Genomic DNA, 20,495 nt, shown 5'->3' with positions numbered 1-20,495 from the left:
TTATAAATCTTGATCACAAGATGGACGGTAAGTTGTGTTTTTGAATAAAGTATGATGAAACAAATAGGTGCTGGTCGCTGAAATAAATAGAGTTGTGCTGTATCGATTAATCCTGCCATTTTAGTAGTGTCTGGCAGAGCCGCTGTGTCGCTGAATGATGACAGTTGAAGTTTTCTCCAAAGGCCTTATTTAAGGATTGCTGCAGTGCGGCGCTCAAGCGGATGGTGGCGTGCCGGCTCTGGAAAAAAGGGAGCGAATTATGTTGACCCCGGGTGGGCCGCGGTGTTGAATGCATCACCCGCCACGCCTGCCATCATGCCAATCTTGTCTAATCAATACAGGGTGAAATTAGCCCGAAATATAATAGAGAAGATGCGCTTTGGTTGTCGCTTTGCGGAGACGCTTAAAGTTTTGGTATTGCAGTTGGGAAAATACGGCAATAGTGGCCTTAAAGCTCTGGCCCTTGCCATCGGGTAGCCACTTTAAAGCCAATAAAAACAATAACTAACATCTCTGGTGAAGAATGCTCGGCGGTTTTCTTGTGGGCATTCTTGTAGGCCGCTTGTAAAAGTTTGTTGCATGCATTGAATGTTCAGATTTTTAAAATATAATGCGCAGCTATTATAAAAAGCTAATAAGTACACCAGGTAGAACTGAAGTGGCTGTTTCCAGATCCAGCAACCGGCTTTGTGTTGACTGGATTCACCGTTGCAACGGCGTAACGCCGGCGCAGGAAGGAGCACCATGTTCAGAGCAATTGGAGTGCTGGTGTGTGGCGTTGGTCTGCAAGCGATCGACGTCGTGCATGCTCAGGAACAGCCCCTGGATGACCGGCGTGAAGCCTGGGTCATCAAAGCCCGGGATGGGCAGTTAGCCACGGGTATCGAGGGTCTTCAGCGTTTATATACCGAGACTCGGGATGCCCGAGTGCGCGACGATCTGATCGCGCTGTTGATCCGTGCCGAGCGCTATCAGGACGTGCTCGACGTCTGTGCGAACTGTCGCCTGGACAGCCTGTCAGCCAACAGCCTGGAAATGCTGGGCATGGCGGCGCGGCAGACGGCCGAGCTCAATCGAGCCAATGCCTATTACCAGGCACTGACCGAGCGCCAGCCCGACAATTTCCAGGGCTGGCTCGGCCTGACCCTGACCCGGCTCGAGATGGGTGATATTGGCGCCGTGGACAAGCTGCTGCGGCGCCTGCAGGAGCAGCAGGGGCGTAATCAGCAGTGGCTGCAAGCCCGTCTCGACCTGGCGTCCCAGCTTAATGCGCCGGTCATGGAGCTGCAGACCCGCCACTGGATGGTCGAGCGCTTTCCCGACAATATTCCGGCCATTCAGGCCCTGTACCGGCTGGCGGTCGAGCTGGGGGCCACCGGCGCCGCCGAGCGGGTCATGACCGAGTATCCCGAGGCTTTCAATGCCAGGGACCGCCTGTGGTTGCGTTACTACCGGGCCCGGGACCGGCTGCGTCTCGCACAGAGCGCCAACAAGCCGGAGCTCTATGGCGGCGCTCTCGACACCTTCAATGCCGTTCTGGCCGAACCGGACGCGGCGCCCGGCCTTGTCAAGCGTGCCGAATTCGACAAGCTCCTGACCCTGGTCAAGCTACGCCGCTTTGCCAAGGCCGAGGCCTTCGCCGGCGAGCTGGAGATGCGCTATGGCGAGTTGCCGCCCTACCTGCGCCGGGCACGCGCCGATGCGCTGTCCGGACTGGGGCGCCCCGATGACGCCCTGGCCATCTACCAGTCGGTGGTCGCAGACGACCCGGCGCAGGCGCATGATGCCAGTCAGCCGCTGAATGCTTCCTTGTTCTATGCCTATGCCGACCTGCAGGCCTATGACCGGGCCGAACACCTGTTGAGCGACTGGAAAGACCATGAGCCGGCCACGCGCTGGGACTTCACCGGAACACGCCGCGTCGATAATGCCGGCCATGACCAGGTCCTTCAGCTCGAGATGGTGCTCGAAGCCTGGCGTGGCGACATCGATGCCGCCCAGGCGCGGCTCGACGAATTCCTGCAGCGGGCTCCGGCCAATGCCTCGCTGTGGAAGACCCAGGGCGACTTCCATCGCTGGCGGGGCTGGCCCGACAAGGCGATCGAGGCCTATGAGCGTGCTGTGCAGCTATCCGCACCCGACAACCGTGAGGCCCCGCGCCACGGCATCCTGCTGGCGCGTCTGGACAGGGGCCAATGGCGCGACACCGTCGACGCCATGGAACGTCATATCGAGGAAGACCAGCCCAGCGTCAACCGCGACAGCCTTGCGCGCGACCTTCGCGAGCGGCGTGCCGGCGGTCTCAGCGTGTCCGGCTCGACGGGCGAGGGCACCGGCAGCGGGGTTCAGAGCAGCCGCGACTGGCAATACAGCACCCGCCTCGAATCACCCCGGCGGGACGATGGCGGGCGCTTCTTCGCCGAACGCATCGACATGTTCGGCGAGTACTACGATCAGGATCTGCGTGCCTCCTACAACACCATTGGCTACGAACTGCCGCTCTATCCCGCGACCTTTTCATTCAGCGCGGGGCAGGGCGCACACCTCAGTGACGAGACGCTGCTGCGGGGCAAGCTGGATCTGAACCTCGATGATCACTGGTCGGCCTCCTTCAAGGCGGAAATGAACGCCTCAGGAACGCCACTGCGTGCCCTGAATGACGGCCACAATGCCGATCTCTACGAAGCGGTACTCGGCTATCACCGCGACGAGGCAGGTGCCGGCAGCCTTAGTGTCAGCGTCATGGACGTGGACGACGGCAACCTGCGCCGCTCGCTGTCGGCCAGCTGGCGGGAAACCCTCTACCGCTACGACGAATGGCGGGTCGATGGGGCGGTATACGCCGGTACCTCGCGCAATGACGACGTCCCGGCCAGTTATTTCAATCCGAACAGCGACGCCAGCCTGAGCGCCGAGGTCACGGTCGAACACCGCCTACCGCTGGGGTATCGCCAGAGCTTCGTGCAGGGCCTGACCCTGGGCTCGGGGCGTTACTGGCAGGAGGACGAGGACGCCGCCAATACCTGGCAGATCGGTTATCAGCACCGCTGGGAGCTCGCACCGCGGCTCAATCTCGAATATGGCTTCAGGCGCAGCCGGGCCGTCTACGACGGTGATGCGGAGTTCACCAACGTCTTCAGCCTGGGGCTGGACTGGAGGTTCTTATGAGTTCGCAAGTCGCAATGCCGAACCTCGGGCGCATGGCCGCTTTGATGAACATGGCAATTACCCGGTTGGTAGCCGGCCTGCTCGCTGTTGCGCCGGTCCTGGCCGATACCAGTGAGCAAGCGAAGAAGTCGACCGAATACACGGTGCTGAGCTACCACGATGTCGTCGACCTGACCCGCACGCCGGATCTGGAGATCTACCCCCAGACCATCACGCGTGACCGGCTGATCCAGCAGTTCAACCTGATCGACGATCTGGGCTACACCCCGGTCAGCCTGCAGGACATCCTGGATGCCGAGGCCGGTAAGGGCTCCTTGCCGCCCAACCCCGTGTTGCTGACCTTCGATGATGGCTACAGCAGCGTCTACGACATCGTGCTGCCACTGCTGGAGCTGTACGACTATCCGGCCGTCGTCGGCCCAGTGGGCTCCTGGCTGGCGGTGCCGGAAGGCGGCGAAGTGCCCTATGGTCAGACCAGCCTGCCGCGCGAGCGTTTTCTCAGCTGGGCCCAGCTGCGCGAGCTGCAGGCATCGCCGCTGGTCGAGATCGCCACTCATACCTACGACCTGCACAAGGGCGTCATCGGCAACCCGCAAGGCAACGAACAGCCGGCTGCCGGCACGCCGCAATGGAGCGAATCGGGCTACGAGAGCATCGAGGCCTATCGTCAGCGCATTCATGATGACCTCGAGCGTGCCCGTGACCAGCTCGAGAACAAGCTGGGCGAAGCGCCTCGCTCCGTCATCTGGCCCTATGGCGGTTACAGCCACGCCACCATGGACATCGCCGCCGAGCTCGGCATGCCGCATACCTTCAGCCTGCTCGCTCGCCCCAACAAGCTGGGGCAGGGCACCGACGACATCAATCGCTACCTGATCGACCAGGAAACCAGCCTGGAGACCTTCGAGGAATACCTGGGCGGCAGGATCTGGCACCCGGCCGACGAGCGGGTCATCCATGTCGATCTCGACTACGTCTACGACGATGATCCGGCGCAACAGGCCGAAAACCTCGGCAAGCTGCTCGACAAGGTCAAGGCACAGGACATCAGTACGGTCTACCTCCAGGCCTTTGCCGATGAAGACGGCAATGGTGTCGCCGAGAGCCTGTACTTCCCCAATGACCACCTGCCCATGCGCGCCGACCTGTTCAATCGTGTCGCCTGGCAGCTCAAGAAACGGGCCGGCGTCTCGGTATATGCCTGGATGCCGGTCATGGCCTTCGATCTCGGCGATGATTACACCTATGTCAGCGATGCGCGACTGGGCAACCCCAGCCCCGAGCGCTACCGCCGGCTGTCGCCCTTCGTCGAGCGCAATCGGCAGGTCATCGCCGATATCTACAAGGATCTGGGCTATTACGCCAAGTTCGATGGCCTGCTGTTCCACGATGACGGCCTGCTCAGCGACTTCGAGGATGCCTCGCCGGCCGCACTGGCGTGGTACCAGGACAAGTGGGGGCTGCCGGGCTCCGTGGACGCCATCCGCCAGGATGACGACCTGATGGCCAGGTGGACCCAGCGCAAGACCGAGTTCCTGATCGACTTCACCCACCAGCTGGTCGATGAAGTCGGTCGCTACCGCATGTACGACACCACGGCGCTCTACACCGCGCGCAATGTCTACGCGCCGGTGGTGCTGAACCCGGACAGCGAGCAGTGGTTTGCCCAGGAACTCGAGGCCTTCTCCCGGGCCTACGACTACACCGCCGTGATGGCCATGCCCTACATGGAAGGCGCGGAGGACGCCGATGCCTGGCTGAAGAACATCGCCGAAGTCGCTATCGCGCGGGTCGACCCGGATTCACTGGTGTTCGAGCTTCAGGCTCAGGACTGGCGCGATCAGACACCGGTACCCAGCGAAAAGCTGGCGCACTGGATGCGCACCATCCGCGAGGCCGGCATCAACCAGTACGGCTACTACCCGTATGACTTCCACAACGACCATCCCGATGCCGAAGTGCTGCGTCGTGAGTTCTCCCTGGGCACCACATTGAGGAAGACGCCATGACCTTCATCGACGCACTCGCGACCTTCACGATCGGCTACCCGAGTCTCATGGCGGTCGTCTGGACCTGTGGTGGCATCTATTACTACTTCCACTGGGAGCGTGCCCAATCGCGGCGGCCCGCCCTGGCGGACATGCCGGATGCGCCCCGGGTGACGATCCTGGTGCCTTGCCACAACGAAGGGGGCAACATCAACGAGACCGTTGATCACCTCTTCCGCCAGAACTACGCCAACCTCGAGATCATCGCCATCAATGACGGCAGTCGCGACGATACCGGCGCTCGTCTGGATGCACTGGCCCAGCAATACCCGGGACTCAAGGTCATCCATCAGGAGAACCAGGGCAAGGCGGGAGCCATGAACCACGGGCTTTCCCATGCCACGGGCGACTATATCGTCGGCATCGACGGCGATGCAGTACTCGACTACGACGCCGTCAACTGGATGGTCATGCACTTCCTCGACAGCCCCAAGGTCGGCTGCGTGACCGGCAACCCCCGTGTGCGCACACGTTCCACGGCCATCGGCAAGATCCAGACCGGCGAGTTCTCGTCGATCATCGGCCTGATCAAGCGCGCCCAGCGGATCTACGGCATGGTCTTCACCATCTCCGGCGTCATCTGCGCCTTCCGCCGTACGGCGCTGATGCAGGTCAAGGGCTGGAGCACCGACATGATCACCGAAGACATCGATGTCAGCTGGAAGCTGCAGTTGTCCGGCTGGCAGGTGCGTTATGAGCCGCGTGCGCTGTGCTGGGTGCTGATGCCGGAGACCCTGCGGGGCCTCTACAAGCAACGGTTGCGCTGGGCACAAGGCGGGGCCGAGGCCTTCCTGCGCCACTTCACCAAGGCCATACGCCTGAGCAATCGACGCTTCTGGCCGCTGATCATCGAATACGTCATCAGCGTGGCCTGGTGCTACTCGATGCTGATGCTGCTCGTCACCGGTCTGGTCGGTGTCCTCACCGGCGTCACGCCGTGGACCGAGATCGAACTGCTGCGCTGGTTCGGCGGCGCCCTGGTCCTGCTCTGCCTGGTGCAGTTCGTGGTCAGCTTCGCCATCGACAGCCGCTACGACCGGGGCATGATCCACTGCATGTTCTGGTGTATCTGGTACCCGGTTTTCTACTGGATGTTGAACATGGCCACCGTGGTGGTGGCCTTCCCCAAGGCCGTGGTGAGACGCCCCGGCCAACCTGCGATATGGAGCAGCCCGGATAGAGGAGAAAGATTCCGTGAATAGTGCCAACCCGATGACCCGCACCAATACGCTCGACCATGCCCTGGTCGCGCCCAACATCCTGGGCCCCGTGGTGATCAGCAACAAGCGCCGCAGCAGCTGGACCTACCGCTGCCGCGACGCCGCCCTGACGCTGTTCACCCTCGGCCTGTGGTGCCTCGTCCTGTCCCAGACATACCTGCAGATGGCGGACGCCGAACTGCTGCTGAAGGTCGAGATGTTCCTCGGCCTGCTGGAGATTGTCGGACTCAACTTCGTCATCGTGTTCGGTGTGATTCACGTCTGGGTGATGTATGAACGCCTGCTGCACTGGGCGCGCAAGCGCCGCCAGAAGCGGCGGGAGGCCAGGGGGTAACGAGCCAGGCGCTGCGAGAAACGAGCTGCGAGAACGGAGCTACGAGAAACGAGCTACGGGAAACGAGCTACGGGAAACGAGCTACGAGACACGAGAAACGAGCAGTTGGTAGCCCGCAGTACGTTTCGCGTGTCTAGCTCGGATCGCAACCCACAGCTCGAAGCTCGCGGCTTGTATCTCGGCTCTATCGCGGTTCGCAACCCACAGCTCGAAGCTCGCGGCTCGCACTTCACAGCTCGAAGCTCGCGGCTCGTATCTCGCCTCTATCGCGGCTTGCAACCCACGGCTCGAAGCTTGCGTCTCGTTTCTCGGCTCTAGCGCGGCTCGTTCCTCGACCCCCGTAGCTGGCGCTTCTTGTCGAAATAACGTATTGCGTCATATGCTGTTATACGTTATACTTTGTGTGTCGTTTCAAGACGTGGCCAACGCCATGATCAAAAACTTCAAGGACAAGCGGGCCGCGACTATTGCTCAAGGCTTGGTGGCTCGCCAGTTACCCGGGGATATTCAGCGCACGGCGTTGAAGAAGCTACGCCAGCTTGACGCTGCCGCTACGTTGGATGATTTGCGAATTCCTCCGGGTAACCGACTGGAAGCACTTCAGGGGAGTCGGGCTGGTCAACATAGTGTGCGTATCAATGACCAGTGGCGTTTGTGTTTCCGCTTCGTGGAGGGCAACGCCTACGACGTCGAGATCGTGGATTATCACTGAGGCCAACGAGGAGGCAGCGATGAGTCACCAGACTACCAACCCCGGGAGGCTGCCCAATATCCACCCTGGCGAAATCCTGCTCGAGGAGTTCGTCGAGCCATTGGGGCTGACCAAGAATGCGCTGGCTACGGCGATTGGCGTGCCGGCAACGCGCATTGGCGAATTAACCCGTGGGCGCCGTGCCATCACTGCCGATACGGACCTGCGCTTATCGCGCTATTTCGGCACAAGCGAGGGTTTCTGGCTGAGGTTGCAGAATGCTCATGACCTGGAACAGGCCCGTCGTGCAGGGAACTACCGTTCCATCAAGCCGGGAACGGGACAGAAGCTGAAAGCTTGAAGCCGGAAGACACCCCAAGGTCAAGCCCGGGGGGAGCGGTTTTGGGTTTCTCTTCCAGCTTCAAGCTTCCGGCTTCAAGCTAAAGGTCAGTTCCAGCCGCGAAGCGGCGCTCTTCCAGCTTATGACTTCCAGCTCCGCGCCATAACGTCCTCGATAATCGGCACCGGGGTCATCAGGTGTTCCTGCATCATGCGACACGCGGTGTCGCTGTCGCGGGCGAGGATGGCCTCGACCAGGGCGGCGTGTTCCTGACGCTTGCGTTCCAGGGCTTCCTCGGACAGGGCCGTTTCGCGCAGCCACAGGTGGCGATAGCGCTCTACCTGATCGAACAGCGTGTCACGCAGTTGCAAGAGGTTGGGGGAGTTGCAGCCCTTGGCGATGGCGGTGTGAAAGGCCTTATGTCGCGCGTCCCATACATCCAGCATTTCCTCGGGGCTCTGGACCTCCACCACCTTGCTCAGCGTATGCGCCTTCGCCAGCACATCGGCTTCCCAGGCATCATCGCCGCGCTGAATCGCCAACTCCAGCACCAGTCGTTCGAGTTGCGCCCGCGCATCATAGAGATCGGCGAGCTCGGCCCGCGACATCGTCGCCACCCGATACCCGCGCTGACTGATCGCCACCACCAGACGCTCCGCCACCAGCTGTGATAACGCCTCCCGCAACGGCCCGACACCCAGCCCGTAGCGATCCTTCAAGCGACTCATCACCAGCTTCTCACCCGGCTGAAACACCCCCCGGATGATATCCCGCTTGAGCCCGCGATACGCACCGACCCCCAGATTCTGCTTCGCGCTAGTCTCCATGACACCGCTCACTGCCGAAGTGAACCGGTATGATACGCCAAGACATCGGGGTGGGGAGAGGGGGAGAGCGCCTCGTACGAGTGAAGAAGGAAGAACGGCGCTGCGCGCCTTTAAGAAGGAAGGAAACCCTTGAGCTCTATTCATGGGGGCTTCTTCCCTCTTCCTTCTTCGAGCTTCAAGCTTCCGGCTTATAGCTACCAGCACTCATGTCAGCAAAACGAGACATTACACATAAGCCCTTTCCTATGGTCTGATAGGTCGCTGCTGACACGCTGGTCCGGCAGGTTACGGAAATTCACGCTTTCTCAGGGCCGCTGAAGGGCCTCGAAGGCCTGCGCGGCTGGCCGTGGAGCTCTTTAATCCATAGAATGATGGCGAGCTAGAGGGGGTGACCGGATTGCGTCCCCCGTACAAGCAGCGCCAATAGACAATTGAGCAACACAGGGCAGGGGAAAACGCCCGGAACAATCCCGGGGCGGTAGCGTGGCTGAATGCATGGCCAGCCCCCCGTTGCCTGCTGCCGGCTACGCTTTCACACGATCCTGCAAGGAGCGATCCGGTCGCCATCCGCGGTCCTGCGCCTGACCTGTGGGCAAGTAAACGCAAGGGCAGAGCGGCTAATACAGCTCCGGTGAAGCCGAAGGCCAGATCACCAGCGGAAGCCGTTGTGTGCCGGAATCCGCAAAGCCCGGATTAGAAAGAATTCTATAAGGAAGTTCCGTGATTTCACATCATCATGAATGCCTCTTTGTTCATATTCCAAAGTGTGGTGGCCAATCAGTTGAGATGGCATTTCTCAAGGATTTGGGGTTGGGGTGGAAAAATCGTGCCCCTCTTTTGCTGAGGCAAAGTATCGAGAAGGAAAAAGCCCCGCCCAGGCTTGCGCATTTATCTGTCACGGAATATCTAAAAAATTGTTACATAAGCAATAATTTGTATGATGCATACTACAAGTTTTCCGTTACCAGAGACCCATATTCAAGGGCAGTTTCACTGTTCAATTATTTGAATATAGCCGACACGGTGGATGACTTTTGTGAAAGACTCGAGCGTCAGGTCAAGAAAGGCGGGCCTCGTTACTGGTTCATGAAACCTCAGGTTGATTATCTCAAGGATGACAATGGACATATAGCGGTTGACGATTTGTTCGACTTGCAAGAGCTGACTGAAAAATGGCAGGTAATCAGAGCCAAGGCTGGTGTTTCAATAGAAAAGCTTCCTCATGTCAATAGCTCCAGTGATAAAAGGATTACCGTCAACGACCTGACCGGCGAGCATTTGGACTTTCTTACCGGGTTATACGCTGAAGATTTTGAAAGGCTAGGGTATTCGATCAAGAAGGCGTGATGAACAGGGTTCTGTACTGATTGCATGACGTCTATAAGCTGTACCTTTGCTTTATCGGCTGAAACAGGTTGCTTAGCCAATCTTTCTCGCAAAATCTGGAAAGTTCTGGGTCATAATACCTCTGAACGCATGAGGAGCAGTCTCTAACATGGCACTGGATGCCTGGCTCAGTACTTTCAGTGTGGTCGCCGTGCTGGTGGCCCTGGCGGCAACCAAGATCGCCGCCGATGCGATCCTCATGGCAGCCCTGGCGTTTCTGGTGGTCAGCGGCGTGCTGGGGCCGGCCGAGGCCCTGGTGGGGTTTTCCAATACCGGCGTGATGACCATCGCCGCCCTCTATGTGGTGGCCGCCGGTCTCAAGGAGACCGGCGCCGTACAGTGGGTCGCCAATGCCTTGCTGGGCCAGCCGGACAGCCTCAAGAAGGCCCAGCTTCGAGTCATGTTGCCGGCTTCGAGCCTCAGTGCCTTCATGAACAACACCACTGTAGTGGCCATGTTCATCCCGGCGCTGCAGGAGTGGTCGCGCAAGCTCAAGATGCCGCCGTCCAAGCTGCTTTTGCCGTTGAGCTACACGGCGATTCTGGGCGGTACCTGCACCCTGATCGGCACCAGCACCAACCTGGTGGTCGATGGCCTGCTGCAGAGCGAGAAGGGCGTGGCCCTCGGCATGTTCGACCTCGCTCAGGTCGGTGTGCCCATGCTGCTGGTCGGTGGCACCTTCCTGATGCTGTTTGCCGATCGTCTGCTGCCGCGCCGCGAAGGGTTGATCGAGCAGCTGGACCTGGCCCGCGAGTATAGTGTCGAGTTCGTGGTCACCGAGGGCGGGCCTCTGCCCGGCAAGACAATTTCCGAGGCCGGGCTGCGTAACCTCCAGTACGGCTATCTGACCGATATCGAACGCGACGGCCGTTTGATGACCGCCGTGCCGCCCGAAACCCAGCTCGAAGGCGGCGATATCCTGGTCTTCATCGGCGCGCCCGAGCTCGCCCGCGAGCTGCGCCAGGTGCGGGGTGTCAGCCCCGGCAGCGACGACATTCACAAGCTCGACGTGGCCAACCACCACCGTTGCCTGGTCGAGGCGGTGATCAGCCCGGACTTCACCGGGGTCGGCCAGACAGTGCGCGAAGCCCGGGTGCGTTCACGTTTCCAGGCGGTCATCCTGTCGATCTCGCGCCAGGGCCGGCGCCTGCCCGGCAAGGTCGGCGATATCCGCCTGCAGGTCGGCGACACCCTGTTGATGGAAACCGGCCACGACTTCGTCGACCAGTACCGCTATCGACGCGACTTTCTGCTGGTCAGTGCCCTCAACGACTCCACGCCGCCCAGCTTTCACAAGGCGCCTGTTGCTCTGGGCGTGCTCGGCGCCATGGTCGCGGCCGCCGGAGTCGGCCTGCTGTCGATCTTCGAGGCCGCGCTGCTCGCCAGCGGCGGCATGTTGGCCACGGGCTGCATCACCGTCAGCAAGGCGCGTCGCTATATTGACCTTTCAGTGCTCACGGTCATCGCCGCCTCCTTTGCGCTCGGCGCCGCCATGACCAGTTCCGGCGCCGCCCAGATCATCGCCGGCGGCGTCGTCAGCGACAACATGTCGCCCTGGCTGGCCCTGGCCGTCGTTTACCTGCTGACCACGCTGTTCACGGAGATCATTACCAACAACGCCGCCGCGGTACTGATGTTCCCCATCGCCATGTCGGTCGCCGACCAGCTCGGCGTGAACTACATGCCCTTCGCCATCGCCATCATGTTCGCCGCCTCCGCCAGCTTCATGACCCCGCTCGGCTACCAGACGAACCTGATGGTCTACGGCCCCGGCGGCTACCGTCTATTCGACTACCTCCGCCTCGGCGCACCACTCAGCCTGCTCGTCGGCAGCACCGCCGTAGGGCTGATACCGATGGTGTGGGGGTTCTGACCGCTTCGCGGTCAGAAAGCTTGAAGCCGGAAGCTTGAAGCTCGAAGAAAAAGCAACACCTACCCCAAAACCAAAGTACTCGGGTTTGACGTTGGGGTTACTTCCAGCTTCCAGCTTCTAGCTTCCAGCTAATAAGCTAATAACCTAGGAGCCCCTAATGTCAGAGCATGATGATGTGCGTTGGCGTCAGCGGTTGGCCAACTTCAGACGGGCGCATGCTCAGCTTGCGGGTGCGTTGGCGCTGCGGGTCGAGCGGGAGCTCAGCGACCTGGAAAAGCAGGGAACGATACAGGCATTCGAGTTCACCTATGAACTGGCCTGGAACCTGTTGCGAGACTATCTGGCCTGGCAGGGCGCCGAGCTGATTTCGGGCTCGCGCGATACCATCCGTGAAGCGTTCAAGCTGGGGCTGATCAGTGACGGCCATGCCTGGATGGCAATGCTTCAGGATAGGAATAGAACCGTGCATACCTACAACGAAGCCACGGCCAACGAGATTCTCGAGCATCTTGGCAGTCGCTATGCCGAGCTATTCGAAGAGCTCGACAGCACCTTTGCCAGGCTCGAAGCCAACATCGACCAACCGCCACAAGACGAGTTGTGATGACCACTCGATTCGGACTCTCGGAAGACGATATCTCCAGACTGTGCCAGGTCTTCGAACGTTATCCCCGGGTGGAGCAGGTACTGGTCTATGGCTCCCGCGCCAAGGGCACTCACCGCCCTGGCTCGGATATCGACCTGACGGTGAAAGGTGAGCTCGACTGGCAAGTGTTCAACCAACTGACGATAGAGCTGGACGATCTGCTGTTGCCGTACCAGATCGACCTCTCGATCTATCAACATATCGAAAACGACGAACTCAAGGCGCACATCCAACGCCACGGACAAGCGGTGTACGCACGGAGCGGAAGCCGCCCTTAGCTTGAAGCCGGAAGCTTGAAGCTGGAAGAAAAAGCAACACCTACCCCAAAACCACATTGGTTGGGTTTGACGTTGGGGTTACTTCCAGCTTCTAGCTTCCAGCCGCGAAGCGGCGCTCTTCCAGCTAACAACCCCAAGGAGCCCCCCTTGCCCCATTTCGTAACTGACAATATGCGCGACCGTTTGCTGGCGGGTGTCGAGGCCGCGGGCCGTGAGGTCCTGACGGTGTACAACCGCACCTACGAGGTCGAGACCAAGGACGACGACAGCCCGCTGACCGAGGCGGACATGGCGGCGCATCATGCGCTGGTCGGGCTGCTCAGGGAAGTGACGCCAGAGGTACCGGTGTTGTCCGAGGAGTCCGGCGACATTCCCTTCGAGACACGACAGAGCTGGGAGCGTTACTGGCTGATCGACCCGCTGGACGGCACCAAGGAATTCATCAAGAAAAACGGTGAATTCACCCTGAACGTGGCACTGGTGGAAAACGGCGATCCGGTGTTCGGCATCGTTCATGCGCCGGTGCTGGATACCAGCTGGATCGGCCAGGTCGGTCAGGGCGCCACCAAGATCGAGAAGGGCGCCACCCGCGAGATCCAGGTGCGCGCACTTCCGGAAGCCGGCGCCGAGCCCTGGAAGGTCGTCGGCAGCCGCTCCCACGGCTCCGAGGAATTCGAAGCCTTCTGCGCCCGCCTGCCGGAGCACGAACGCGTCTCCATGGGCAGCTCGCTCAAGCTCTGCCTGGTCGCCGAAGCCGAGGCCGACCTCTACCCACGCCTCGCCCCGACCTGCGAATGGGACACCGCCGCCGCCCAAGCCGTCGTCATCGCCGCCGGCGGCCAGGTACTCAACGCCGAAACACTTGAACCCCTACGCTGCAACCAGCAGGATTCGGTGTTAAACCCACACTTCATCGTCTGCGGACAACGCGACGAACGGTGGACGACGGCCCTGCGGGCCAGCCTGAAGCCGGAAGCTGACTAAAGCCGGAAGCTAGAAGCTGGTTTAAGCTGGAAGTGAGTTTTAGCTTGAAGCCGGAAGCTTGAAGCTGGAAGTAACCCCAAGGTCAAACCCGAGTACTTCGGTTTTGGGGTAGGTGTTGCTTTTTCTTCCAGCTTCCAGCCGCGAAGCGGCGCTCTTCCAGCTTATAGACTTATTCTTGACCCAACGGACCAACCGCTATGGAAATAACCCCTGAACGCCAGACTCACCTCAAGCAGCTCGAGGCTGAGTCGATTCATATCATTCGCGAGGTGGCTGCCGAGTTTCGTAACCCGGTGATGCTGTACTCCATCGGCAAGGATTCCTCGGTGATGCTGCACCTGGCGCGCAAGGCCTTCTACCCGGGGCCGCCGCCGTTTCCGCTGATGCACGTCAACACCACCTGGAAATTCAAGGAGATGATCAAGTTCCGTGACGAGATGGCAGAGGCCGCCGGCATGGAGCTCATCGAGCACATCAACCAGGAAGGTGTCGAAGCCAACATCAACCCCTTCGATCACGGCAGCTCCAAGTACACTGACGTGATGAAAACCCAGTCCCTGAAGATGGCGCTGGACAAGTACCAGTTCGACGCCGCCTTCGGTGGCGCCCGTCGCGACGAGGAAGCCAGCCGCGCCAAGGAGCGTGTCTTCTCCTTCCGCGACAAGCACCACCGCTGGGACCCGAAAAACCAGCGCCCGGAGCTGTGGAACGTCTACAACTCCAAGGTCAACAAGGGCGAGTCGATCCGCGTCTTCCCGCTCTCCAACTGGACCGAACTGGATATCTGGCAGTACATCTACCTCGAATCCATCCCCATCGTCCCGCTGTACTACTCCGCCCCGCGTCCGGTGGTCAACCGCGACGGCATCGACATCATGGTCGACGACGACCGCCTGCCGCTGGAAGAAGGCGAAGTCCCGGAAGAGAAGTGGGTCCGCTTCCGCACCCTCGGCTGCTACCCGCTGACCGGCGCCGTGGAATCCCACGCCACCACACTCCCCGAGATCATCCAGGAAATGCTCCTGACCAAGACCTCGGAACGCAGCGGCCGCGCCATCGACCACGACCAAGCCGGCTCCATGGAGAAGAAGAAGAGGGAAGGCTACTTCTAACGCGCCGGAGGCGCGTTAGAAAGCTGGAAGCCGGAAGCTTGAAGCTGGAAGTTCACACCTCCCCATATAAGCTAGTCTGCAAAGACAGCCATGGAGGCGAGGAAATGAGATGGACTTCGAAAAGCTGCAAGTGTGGAAGCGGTCGGCCAGGTTATCGGCCGAGCTGTACAAGGAAATGCGTGATCTACGTGACTTTGGCTTCAAGGATCAGATTACGCGCGCCGGCCTCTCAGTACCCAGCAATATCGCGGAAGGCATGACTCGCGGCACCCTGAAAGATAAATGTCGTTTCCTATTGATCGCCAAGGGGTCATGCGCCGAATTGCGAACACAAATCTACATCGGTATCGATATTGGCTACATCGACAAGGCTATTGGTCACCGATGGATACAGGAAACTCGTGAAGTTGCCTCCATGCTTTCAGGCCTGGTAGGCAAGCTCACCAATGAATAAATCTGCTGTGTAGCGAACGTGGGTGGAAGTTCTTCCAGCTTCCAGCTTCCAGCTTCCAGCTTACAGCTAGGAAATAACGCTATGTCCCACCAATCGAGTCTTATCGCCGACGACATCGAAGCGTATTTGAAAGAACACGAGAACAAGGATCTGCTGCGGTTTATCACCTGCGGTAGTGTGGATGATGGTAAATCGACGCTGATTGGTCGGTTGCTGCATGATTCCAAGATGATCTACGAGGATCAGCTGGCGGCGATCACCCAGGCGTCGAAGACCAGCGGGACCACCGGGGATGAGGTGGATCTGGCGTTGCTGGTGGATGGCTTGCAGTCCGAGCGGGAGCAGGGCATCACCATCGACGTGGCGTATCGCTTCTTCTCTACCGAGAAGCGCAAGTTCATCATCGCCGATACCCCGGGGCACGAGCAGTACACCCGCAACATGGCGACGGGCGCGTCCACGGCGAGCCTGGCGGTGATCCTGGTCGATGCGCGTCACGGCGTGCAGACCCAGACCCGCCGCCACAGCTTCATCGCCGATCTGCTGGGTATCCAGCACCTGGTAGTGGCCATCAACAAGATGGACCTGGTCGATTACTCGGAAGAGCGTTACAACGAGATCGTCAAGGAATACCAGGATGAGGTCGCCGGCAAGCTGAACGCGCCGGACATCCGCTTCGTGCCCATGTCGGCGCTCAAGGGCGACAACGTCGTCAACAAGAGCGACACCATGGCCTGGTACGAAGGCCCGGCGATGCTCGACCTGCTCGAGACCGTCGAGATCCGCCACGACTCCAACCTGCGCGACCTGCGCCTGCCGGTGCAGTACGTCAATCGCCCCAACCTCGACTTCCGAGGCTACTGCGGTACCCTGGCCGCCGGCGTGATCAAGCCGGGGCAGTCCATACGCGCGTTGCCTTCCGGCAAGACCTCAAAGGTCGAACGCATCGTCACCTGGGACGGCGATCTGGCAGCGGCTTACCCTGGTCAGGCGATTACCGTGACCCTGGAAGACGAGATCGACATCTCGCGGGGTGACTGGATCGTCGCCGACGATGCCCAGGTCCCGCTGGCCACCAGCTTCGAGGCCGATATCGTGTGGATGCACGAAAAGGCCCTGGAGCCCGGCAAGCTGTATGACCTCAAGCTCGCCACGCGTGACATGGCCGGCAAGGTCTCGGCGATCGACTATCAGGTCGACGTCAACACCCTGGAGCAGCGCCACGCCGATCATCTCGACCTCAACGCCATCGCGCGCTGCCAGGTCGAGCTGACTGCGCCGGTGCCGGTGGACGACTACCGCACCAGCCCGGGCACGGGTAACTTCATCATCATCGACCGCCTGACCAACATCACGGTCGGTGTCGGCATGATCCACCAGCCGCTGGAAAGCGAACTGCCCTACGAGTTCCGCGAGCACGACAGCAAGGCCAATGTGGTGTGGAACCGCACCAGCGTCACCCAGGCCATGCGCGAACAGCTCAACGGCCACGAAGGCAAGTGCGTGTGGCTGACCGGCTACTCCGGCTCCGGCAAGTCCACCCTGGCCAACGCCCTGGAAGTCGAACTCAACCGGCGCGGATATCACACCATGCTGCTCGACGGTGATAACATCCGCCACGGCCTGTGCAAGGACCTGGACATGGGCGAGGGCGACCGTGCCGAGAACATCCGCCGGGTGGGCGAGGTGGCGCGTCTGTTCGCCGAGGCCGGGGTGATCGTCATCACCGCCTTCATCTCGCCGTTCCGCGCGGGCCGCGAGGAAGTGCGCAGCATGTTCGACGAAGGCGACTTTGTCGAAGTGCACGTCGATACGCCGCTGGATATCTGCGAACAGCGCGATCCCAAGGGGCTGTATCACAAGGCACGTGAAGGGCGCCTCAAGGACTTCACCGGCATCAACAGCCCCTACGAAGTCCCGGCCAACCCGGATGTGACGGTCAGCACCGAGACCATGAGTCAGCAGGACATCATCACCCACCTGCTCAAGGCCTTGTAAAGCGCGTCGAGACGCCCTGTGCTCAGGGCCCTCAAGGAGGTCGTGTCGGCCCCGGCTCTCGGGGAATCCGACGCGGCCTCTGCGCCATGCCGATATCGCAAGGAAATCATCATGCAACAGCAACAATCCGGCGGCAGATGCTGGCGTGGCGGTGCCGCGCTCATGCTGAGCCTCGCCGTGGGCCTGGCCGGCTGTGCGGCGCCGCCCAGCCCCTATAACGCATCAGGCTCCGTGATCCCCAATGCCGAGGGCACCCCGGTGGGCGCCAACCTCAATGGCTTCCTCAGTCAGTCGATGCCCGGCAACACCATCGTCCTGCAGCAGAGCCCCTGGGGCGCCAACGTCGAGGTCATGGCAGAGGCGAGCTATTTCGCTGCCAGCGGTCGCGAATGTCGTCATCTGCAGATCATGGAGTTGCAAGGCAATTCAATGCGCACCGCCGTGGCCTGCAAGACCGCTGATGGAAACTGGGTCGCCCACCGGTTGGTGACGCAAACTCAGTCAAGGAGGACAGGCCGGTGATCAACTCCAGGAAAATGAAACTCAGTGCGGCCCTGGTCGCCAGCCTCTGCCTGTTGCCAGGCCTGGCCAGTGCCCAGAACTTCGTGCAACCCAGCACGGGCATGAGCCAGTCCGAGAGCGAGTCTTCGAGTGCCTCCCAGGGATCCGGCAGTAACGGCCAGGGTGGTGAGGTCGACGCCAGTCCTCGGGCCAACTGGGATAATGCCAACTATGGTCCGGTAGCCAATCCTTCCAGGACACAACTCGACGAATTGCCGCCTTTCGGCAGCAATCTCTTCGAAGGTGGTTTTCGCGGCACCATGGCCGACGGCCTGAATGCCAGTTACCAGATCAAGCCGGGTGACCAGATTACCCTGCGCGCCTGGGGAGCGGTGGAGATCGACCGCACCATGCCGGTGGACGCCCAGGGCAATGTGTTTATCCCCTCGATCGGCCCCATCTCCGTGCAGGGCATGAACAGCCAGCAGCTTGATGCAGAGATGCGCCAGGCGATCAAGAACGTCTACCCGCAGGATGTCGAGGTCTACACCAACCTGCAGGGCGTGCAGCCCGTCGGCGTCTTCGTGTCCGGCTATGTCGAAAACCCCGGCCGTTACGCCGGTACTCCCTCCGACTCGGTGCTCTACTTCCTCGACCAGGCAGGTGGCATTGACCAGGATCTCGGCAGCTATCGCCAGATCCGCGTCGAGCGCAATGGTCGTACCGTCAGCACCATCGACCTTTATGACTTCCTGCTCGAGGGTGATATCCCGCGTCCACAGTTCAAGGATGGCGATACTATCGTCGTCGAAGAACGCGGCCCGTCAATCGCCGTTACCGGTGATGTAAAGCGCGAATATCGCTACGAGCTCCAGGGCCAGCAACTCAGCGGTGCTGACGTCAAGCGCCTGGCGCGCCTCAACAGCGGCGTATCCCATGTACTGTTGCGTGGTGACCGTGCCGGCGGCCCCATGGCCGAATACTTCGCGCTCGACGAGTTCAACGGCCAGACCGTGCAGAGCGGTGATGAAGTGCTGTTCAGCTCCGACAAGCGTGCCGAGACTATCGTCGTCGAGCTGCAGGGCAGCTTTCACGGCCCATCCCGCTATGCACTGCCGCGTAATGCCCGTCTGGGCGAGTTCCTTGACGCCATCAGCGTACCCAAGGACATGACCAGCGTGCGCGACATCTCGATTCTGCGCGAGAGCGTCAAAGAGCAGCAGCAGGAGGCACTCGACAAGAGCCTGCGCCGCCTGCAGACCACCTACCTGGGCTATCCGGCGCGTACTGCCGAAGAGGGCAAGATCCAGGTCCAGCAGGCCCAGTTGATCGAACAGTTCGTGCAGAAAGCACGACAAGTCGAACCTTCCGGCCAGCTAGTGGTAGCGCGCGGTAACAGCAACATTGCCAATGTGCGCCTGCAGGACGGCGATGTGATCAACATCCCCGAGACCAACGATGCCGTGCTACTCAGCGGCGAGGTCACCATGCCCCAGGCCGTGGTTTACACGCCGGGCATGTCCGTCGAGGACTACATCGAACAGGCCGGCGGCTTCACCCCGCGTGCCGATGACGATCAGATTCTCGTTGCCCATCGCAACGGGGCAGTCATCCCGGCTGACGATGCCCGCCTGCGTGCCGGCGACGAAATCATCGTGCTGCCCGCCGCGCCCACCAGCAACCTCGAACTGGGTAAGTCGATCACGCAGATCCTCTACCAGATCGCCGTGGCCACCAAGGTCGCCCTCGATCTTTAATGCATGATCCATCAGGCGACCCACGGGTCGCCTGAGCCCTATTCGACAGGTTCTCTCTTGCATGTTTGATATCTTTTCCCGCGGTGCTCATGGCACCGAACGCTCGCCGTGGGACGTCACGCGCAGCGTCTGGTACGCCATGTTCATGCGCGAAGCCATCTCGCGCACCATGACCGACCGCATGGGCTGGTTCTGGATGATCGCCGAGCCCATGGCCTTCACCATGATCATGATCGCCATTCGCGGATACATCCGGGGCGGGCGTTTGATCGTCGGCGCCGAGTTCATTCCCTGGATGATCGTCGGGATGATGGGCTTTTTCCTGATCCGTGAAGGCATGATGCGCTCCCTGGGGGCCGTGGAATCCAACCAGGCGCTGTTCGCCTATCGCCAGGTAATGCCCGTGGACACCATCCTGGTGCGCAACTTCCTGGAAGTCATGCTGCGCACCCTGATCTTCCTGATCTTCATTGCCGGCGCCTTGATGCTGGGCATGGACATTACGCCGGACCATGCGCTGCGCGCCATGTGGTACTGGATCGCTCTGTGGGCACTGGGACTGGGCCTTGGCCTCATTGTCTCGGTGGCCGGCAGCATGGTGCCCGAGGTGGGCAGAATCGTGCGCATGATCAACATGCCGCTGTTGATTCTTTCCGGCGTTATCTTCCCGTTGAACAACCTGCCGCACTGGCTGCTCGAATATGTCATGTACAACCCCATTGTGCATGGCCTGGAACTGCTCAGGGTCAGCTTCTTTGACGGCTATCAGGTAATTCACGGCACCAGCGGCACCTATTACGGGATGTGGGCGTTGAGTACCCTGGCGCTGGGCTTGTTGATGCAAATGCGCTTCCGTGACCGGCTCAAGGCCAAGTAAA

The 20,495-nt window shown here is 60.5% G+C and carries 18 protein-coding genes; 17 read left to right on the top strand and 1 reads right to left on the bottom strand.

The annotated features are described in order from the left end of the window. Window positions 1-744: 744 nt before the first annotated feature. From pgaA to QWY79_RS15295, 6 genes are all read left to right on the top strand, one after another. Complete coding sequence (gene pgaA / locus QWY79_RS15320; RefSeq protein WP_290274678.1) at window positions 745-3,168, top strand: poly-beta-1,6 N-acetyl-D-glucosamine export porin PgaA; 2,424 nt, start codon at window positions 745-747, stop codon at window positions 3,166-3,168. Further along, window positions 3,165-5,177, top strand: coding sequence for a poly-beta-1,6-N-acetyl-D-glucosamine N-deacetylase PgaB (pgaB, locus tag QWY79_RS15315; RefSeq protein WP_290274676.1), 2,013 nt, complete (start codon window positions 3,165-3,167; stop codon window positions 5,175-5,177). The genes pgaA and pgaB overlap by 4 nt, the downstream gene beginning before the upstream one ends. After that, window positions 5,174-6,418 (top strand): poly-beta-1,6-N-acetyl-D-glucosamine synthase, encoded by a 1,245-nt coding sequence (pgaC, locus tag QWY79_RS15310; protein ID WP_290274674.1) that lies wholly within the window; start codon window positions 5,174-5,176, stop codon window positions 6,416-6,418. The genes pgaB and pgaC overlap by 4 nt, the downstream gene beginning before the upstream one ends. After that, complete coding sequence (locus QWY79_RS15305; protein ID WP_290274673.1) at window positions 6,411-6,770, top strand: hypothetical protein; 360 nt, start codon at window positions 6,411-6,413, stop codon at window positions 6,768-6,770. The genes pgaC and QWY79_RS15305 overlap by 8 nt, the downstream gene beginning before the upstream one ends. Before the next feature lie 430 nt (window positions 6,771-7,200). Then, entirely contained in the window at window positions 7,201-7,482 is a 282-nt protein-coding gene (locus QWY79_RS15300; RefSeq protein WP_290274671.1) for a type II toxin-antitoxin system RelE/ParE family toxin, read from the top strand. A gap of 19 nt (window positions 7,483-7,501) precedes the next feature. Beyond that, a complete protein-coding gene (locus QWY79_RS15295) occupies window positions 7,502-7,822 on the top strand; it encodes a HigA family addiction module antitoxin (RefSeq protein WP_290274669.1) in 321 nt (106 codons plus the stop codon). A gap of 119 nt (window positions 7,823-7,941) precedes the next feature. On the opposite strand, the gene csiR is transcribed toward QWY79_RS15295, so the two are convergent. Beyond that, window positions 7,942-8,628 (bottom strand): DNA-binding transcriptional regulator CsiR, encoded by a 687-nt coding sequence (csiR, locus tag QWY79_RS15290; RefSeq protein ID WP_290274667.1) that lies wholly within the window; start codon window positions 8,626-8,628, stop codon window positions 7,942-7,944. Window positions 8,629-9,348: 720 nt separating this feature from the next. On the opposite strand from csiR, the gene QWY79_RS15285 reads away from it, so the two are divergent. The 11 genes from QWY79_RS15285 to QWY79_RS15235 all read left to right on the top strand — a co-directional run bounded on the left by QWY79_RS15285 (window position 9,349) and on the right by QWY79_RS15235 (window position 20,494). Next, the gene (locus tag QWY79_RS15285; RefSeq protein ID WP_290274664.1) at window positions 9,349-9,975 is read left to right on the top strand and encodes a sulfotransferase family 2 domain-containing protein; all 627 of its coding nucleotides are present in this window, start codon (window positions 9,349-9,351) and stop codon (window positions 9,973-9,975) included. Window positions 9,976-10,123: 148 nt separating this feature from the next. Beyond that, window positions 10,124-11,887 (top strand): SLC13 family permease, encoded by a 1,764-nt coding sequence (locus QWY79_RS15280; RefSeq protein ID WP_290274662.1) that lies wholly within the window; start codon window positions 10,124-10,126, stop codon window positions 11,885-11,887. Window positions 11,888-12,044: 157 nt separating this feature from the next. After that, window positions 12,045-12,491 (top strand): nucleotidyltransferase substrate binding protein, encoded by a 447-nt coding sequence (locus QWY79_RS15275; RefSeq protein ID WP_290274661.1) that lies wholly within the window; start codon window positions 12,045-12,047, stop codon window positions 12,489-12,491. Further along, on the top strand, window positions 12,491-12,811 hold the full coding sequence (locus QWY79_RS15270) for a nucleotidyltransferase domain-containing protein (RefSeq protein WP_290274658.1): 321 nt from the start codon (window positions 12,491-12,493) through the stop codon (window positions 12,809-12,811). Before QWY79_RS15275 ends, QWY79_RS15270 begins: the two co-directional genes overlap by 1 nt. Window positions 12,812-12,982: 171 nt before the next feature. After that, complete coding sequence (gene cysQ / locus QWY79_RS15265) at window positions 12,983-13,795, top strand: 3'(2'),5'-bisphosphate nucleotidase CysQ (protein WP_290274782.1); 813 nt, start codon at window positions 12,983-12,985, stop codon at window positions 13,793-13,795. Window positions 13,796-13,992: 197 nt separating this feature from the next. Continuing rightward, on the top strand, window positions 13,993-14,907 hold the full coding sequence (gene cysD, locus QWY79_RS15260; protein ID WP_290274657.1) for a sulfate adenylyltransferase subunit CysD: 915 nt from the start codon (window positions 13,993-13,995) through the stop codon (window positions 14,905-14,907). Between the two features lie 109 nt (window positions 14,908-15,016). Next, entirely contained in the window at window positions 15,017-15,361 is a 345-nt protein-coding gene (locus QWY79_RS15255; RefSeq protein ID WP_290274654.1) for a four helix bundle protein, read from the top strand. A gap of 81 nt (window positions 15,362-15,442) precedes the next feature. Beyond that, entirely contained in the window at window positions 15,443-17,359 is a 1,917-nt protein-coding gene (cysN, locus tag QWY79_RS15250) for a sulfate adenylyltransferase subunit CysN (protein WP_290274652.1), read from the top strand. Between the two features lie 111 nt (window positions 17,360-17,470). Then, window positions 17,471-17,881, top strand: a complete 411-nt coding sequence (locus QWY79_RS15245) for an RT0821/Lpp0805 family surface protein (protein ID WP_290274649.1) — start codon at window positions 17,471-17,473, stop codon at window positions 17,879-17,881. Window positions 17,882-17,895: 14 nt separating this feature from the next. After that, complete coding sequence (locus QWY79_RS15240) at window positions 17,896-19,617, top strand: polysaccharide biosynthesis/export family protein (RefSeq protein ID WP_290274647.1); 1,722 nt, start codon at window positions 17,896-17,898, stop codon at window positions 19,615-19,617. A 61-nt stretch (window positions 19,618-19,678) separates the two neighbouring features. Beyond that, the gene (locus tag QWY79_RS15235) at window positions 19,679-20,494 is read left to right on the top strand and encodes an ABC transporter permease (RefSeq protein ID WP_290274644.1); all 816 of its coding nucleotides are present in this window, start codon (window positions 19,679-19,681) and stop codon (window positions 20,492-20,494) included. Window position 20,495 lies beyond the last annotated feature (1 nt).

It is taken from the genome of Halomonas sabkhae, from assembly GCF_030409265.1.
GTDB classification, from domain to species: Bacteria; Pseudomonadota; Gammaproteobacteria; order Pseudomonadales; family Halomonadaceae; genus Halomonas; species Halomonas halmophila.
This window is presented reverse-complemented; position numbering and strand designations above follow the sequence as displayed.

Bases quoted from the DNA above. Each gene is read 5' to 3' on its own strand.
- QWY79_RS15245 (WP_290274649.1), top strand. From the start codon at position 17,471: ATGCAACAGCAACAATCCGGCGGCAGATGCTGGCGTGGCGGTGCCGCG.
- QWY79_RS15270 (WP_290274658.1), top strand. From the start codon at position 12,491: ATGACCACTCGATTCGGACTCTCGGAAGACGATATCTCCAGACTGTGC.
- QWY79_RS15295 (WP_290274669.1), top strand. From the start codon at position 7,502: ATGAGTCACCAGACTACCAACCCCGGGAGGCTGCCCAATATCCACCCT.
- QWY79_RS15280 (WP_290274662.1), top strand. From the start codon at position 10,124: ATGGCACTGGATGCCTGGCTCAGTACTTTCAGTGTGGTCGCCGTGCTG.
- QWY79_RS15240 (WP_290274647.1), top strand. From the start codon at position 17,896: ATGAAACTCAGTGCGGCCCTGGTCGCCAGCCTCTGCCTGTTGCCAGGC.
- QWY79_RS15255 (WP_290274654.1), top strand. From the start codon at position 15,017: ATGGACTTCGAAAAGCTGCAAGTGTGGAAGCGGTCGGCCAGGTTATCG.
- cysD (WP_290274657.1), top strand. From the start codon at position 13,993: ATGGAAATAACCCCTGAACGCCAGACTCACCTCAAGCAGCTCGAGGCT.
- cysQ (WP_290274782.1), top strand. From the start codon at position 12,983: ATGCGCGACCGTTTGCTGGCGGGTGTCGAGGCCGCGGGCCGTGAGGTC.
- csiR (WP_290274667.1), bottom strand. From the start codon at position 8,628: ATGGAGACTAGCGCGAAGCAGAATCTGGGGGTCGGTGCGTATCGCGGG.
- pgaB (WP_290274676.1), top strand. From the start codon at position 3,165: ATGAGTTCGCAAGTCGCAATGCCGAACCTCGGGCGCATGGCCGCTTTG.
- pgaA (WP_290274678.1), top strand. From the start codon at position 745: ATGTTCAGAGCAATTGGAGTGCTGGTGTGTGGCGTTGGTCTGCAAGCG.
- QWY79_RS15235 (WP_290274644.1), top strand. From the start codon at position 19,679: ATGTTTGATATCTTTTCCCGCGGTGCTCATGGCACCGAACGCTCGCCG.
- cysN (WP_290274652.1), top strand. From the start codon at position 15,443: ATGTCCCACCAATCGAGTCTTATCGCCGACGACATCGAAGCGTATTTG.
- pgaC (WP_290274674.1), top strand. From the start codon at position 5,174: ATGACCTTCATCGACGCACTCGCGACCTTCACGATCGGCTACCCGAGT.
- QWY79_RS15275 (WP_290274661.1), top strand. From the start codon at position 12,045: ATGTCAGAGCATGATGATGTGCGTTGGCGTCAGCGGTTGGCCAACTTC.
- QWY79_RS15300 (WP_290274671.1), top strand. From the start codon at position 7,201: ATGATCAAAAACTTCAAGGACAAGCGGGCCGCGACTATTGCTCAAGGC.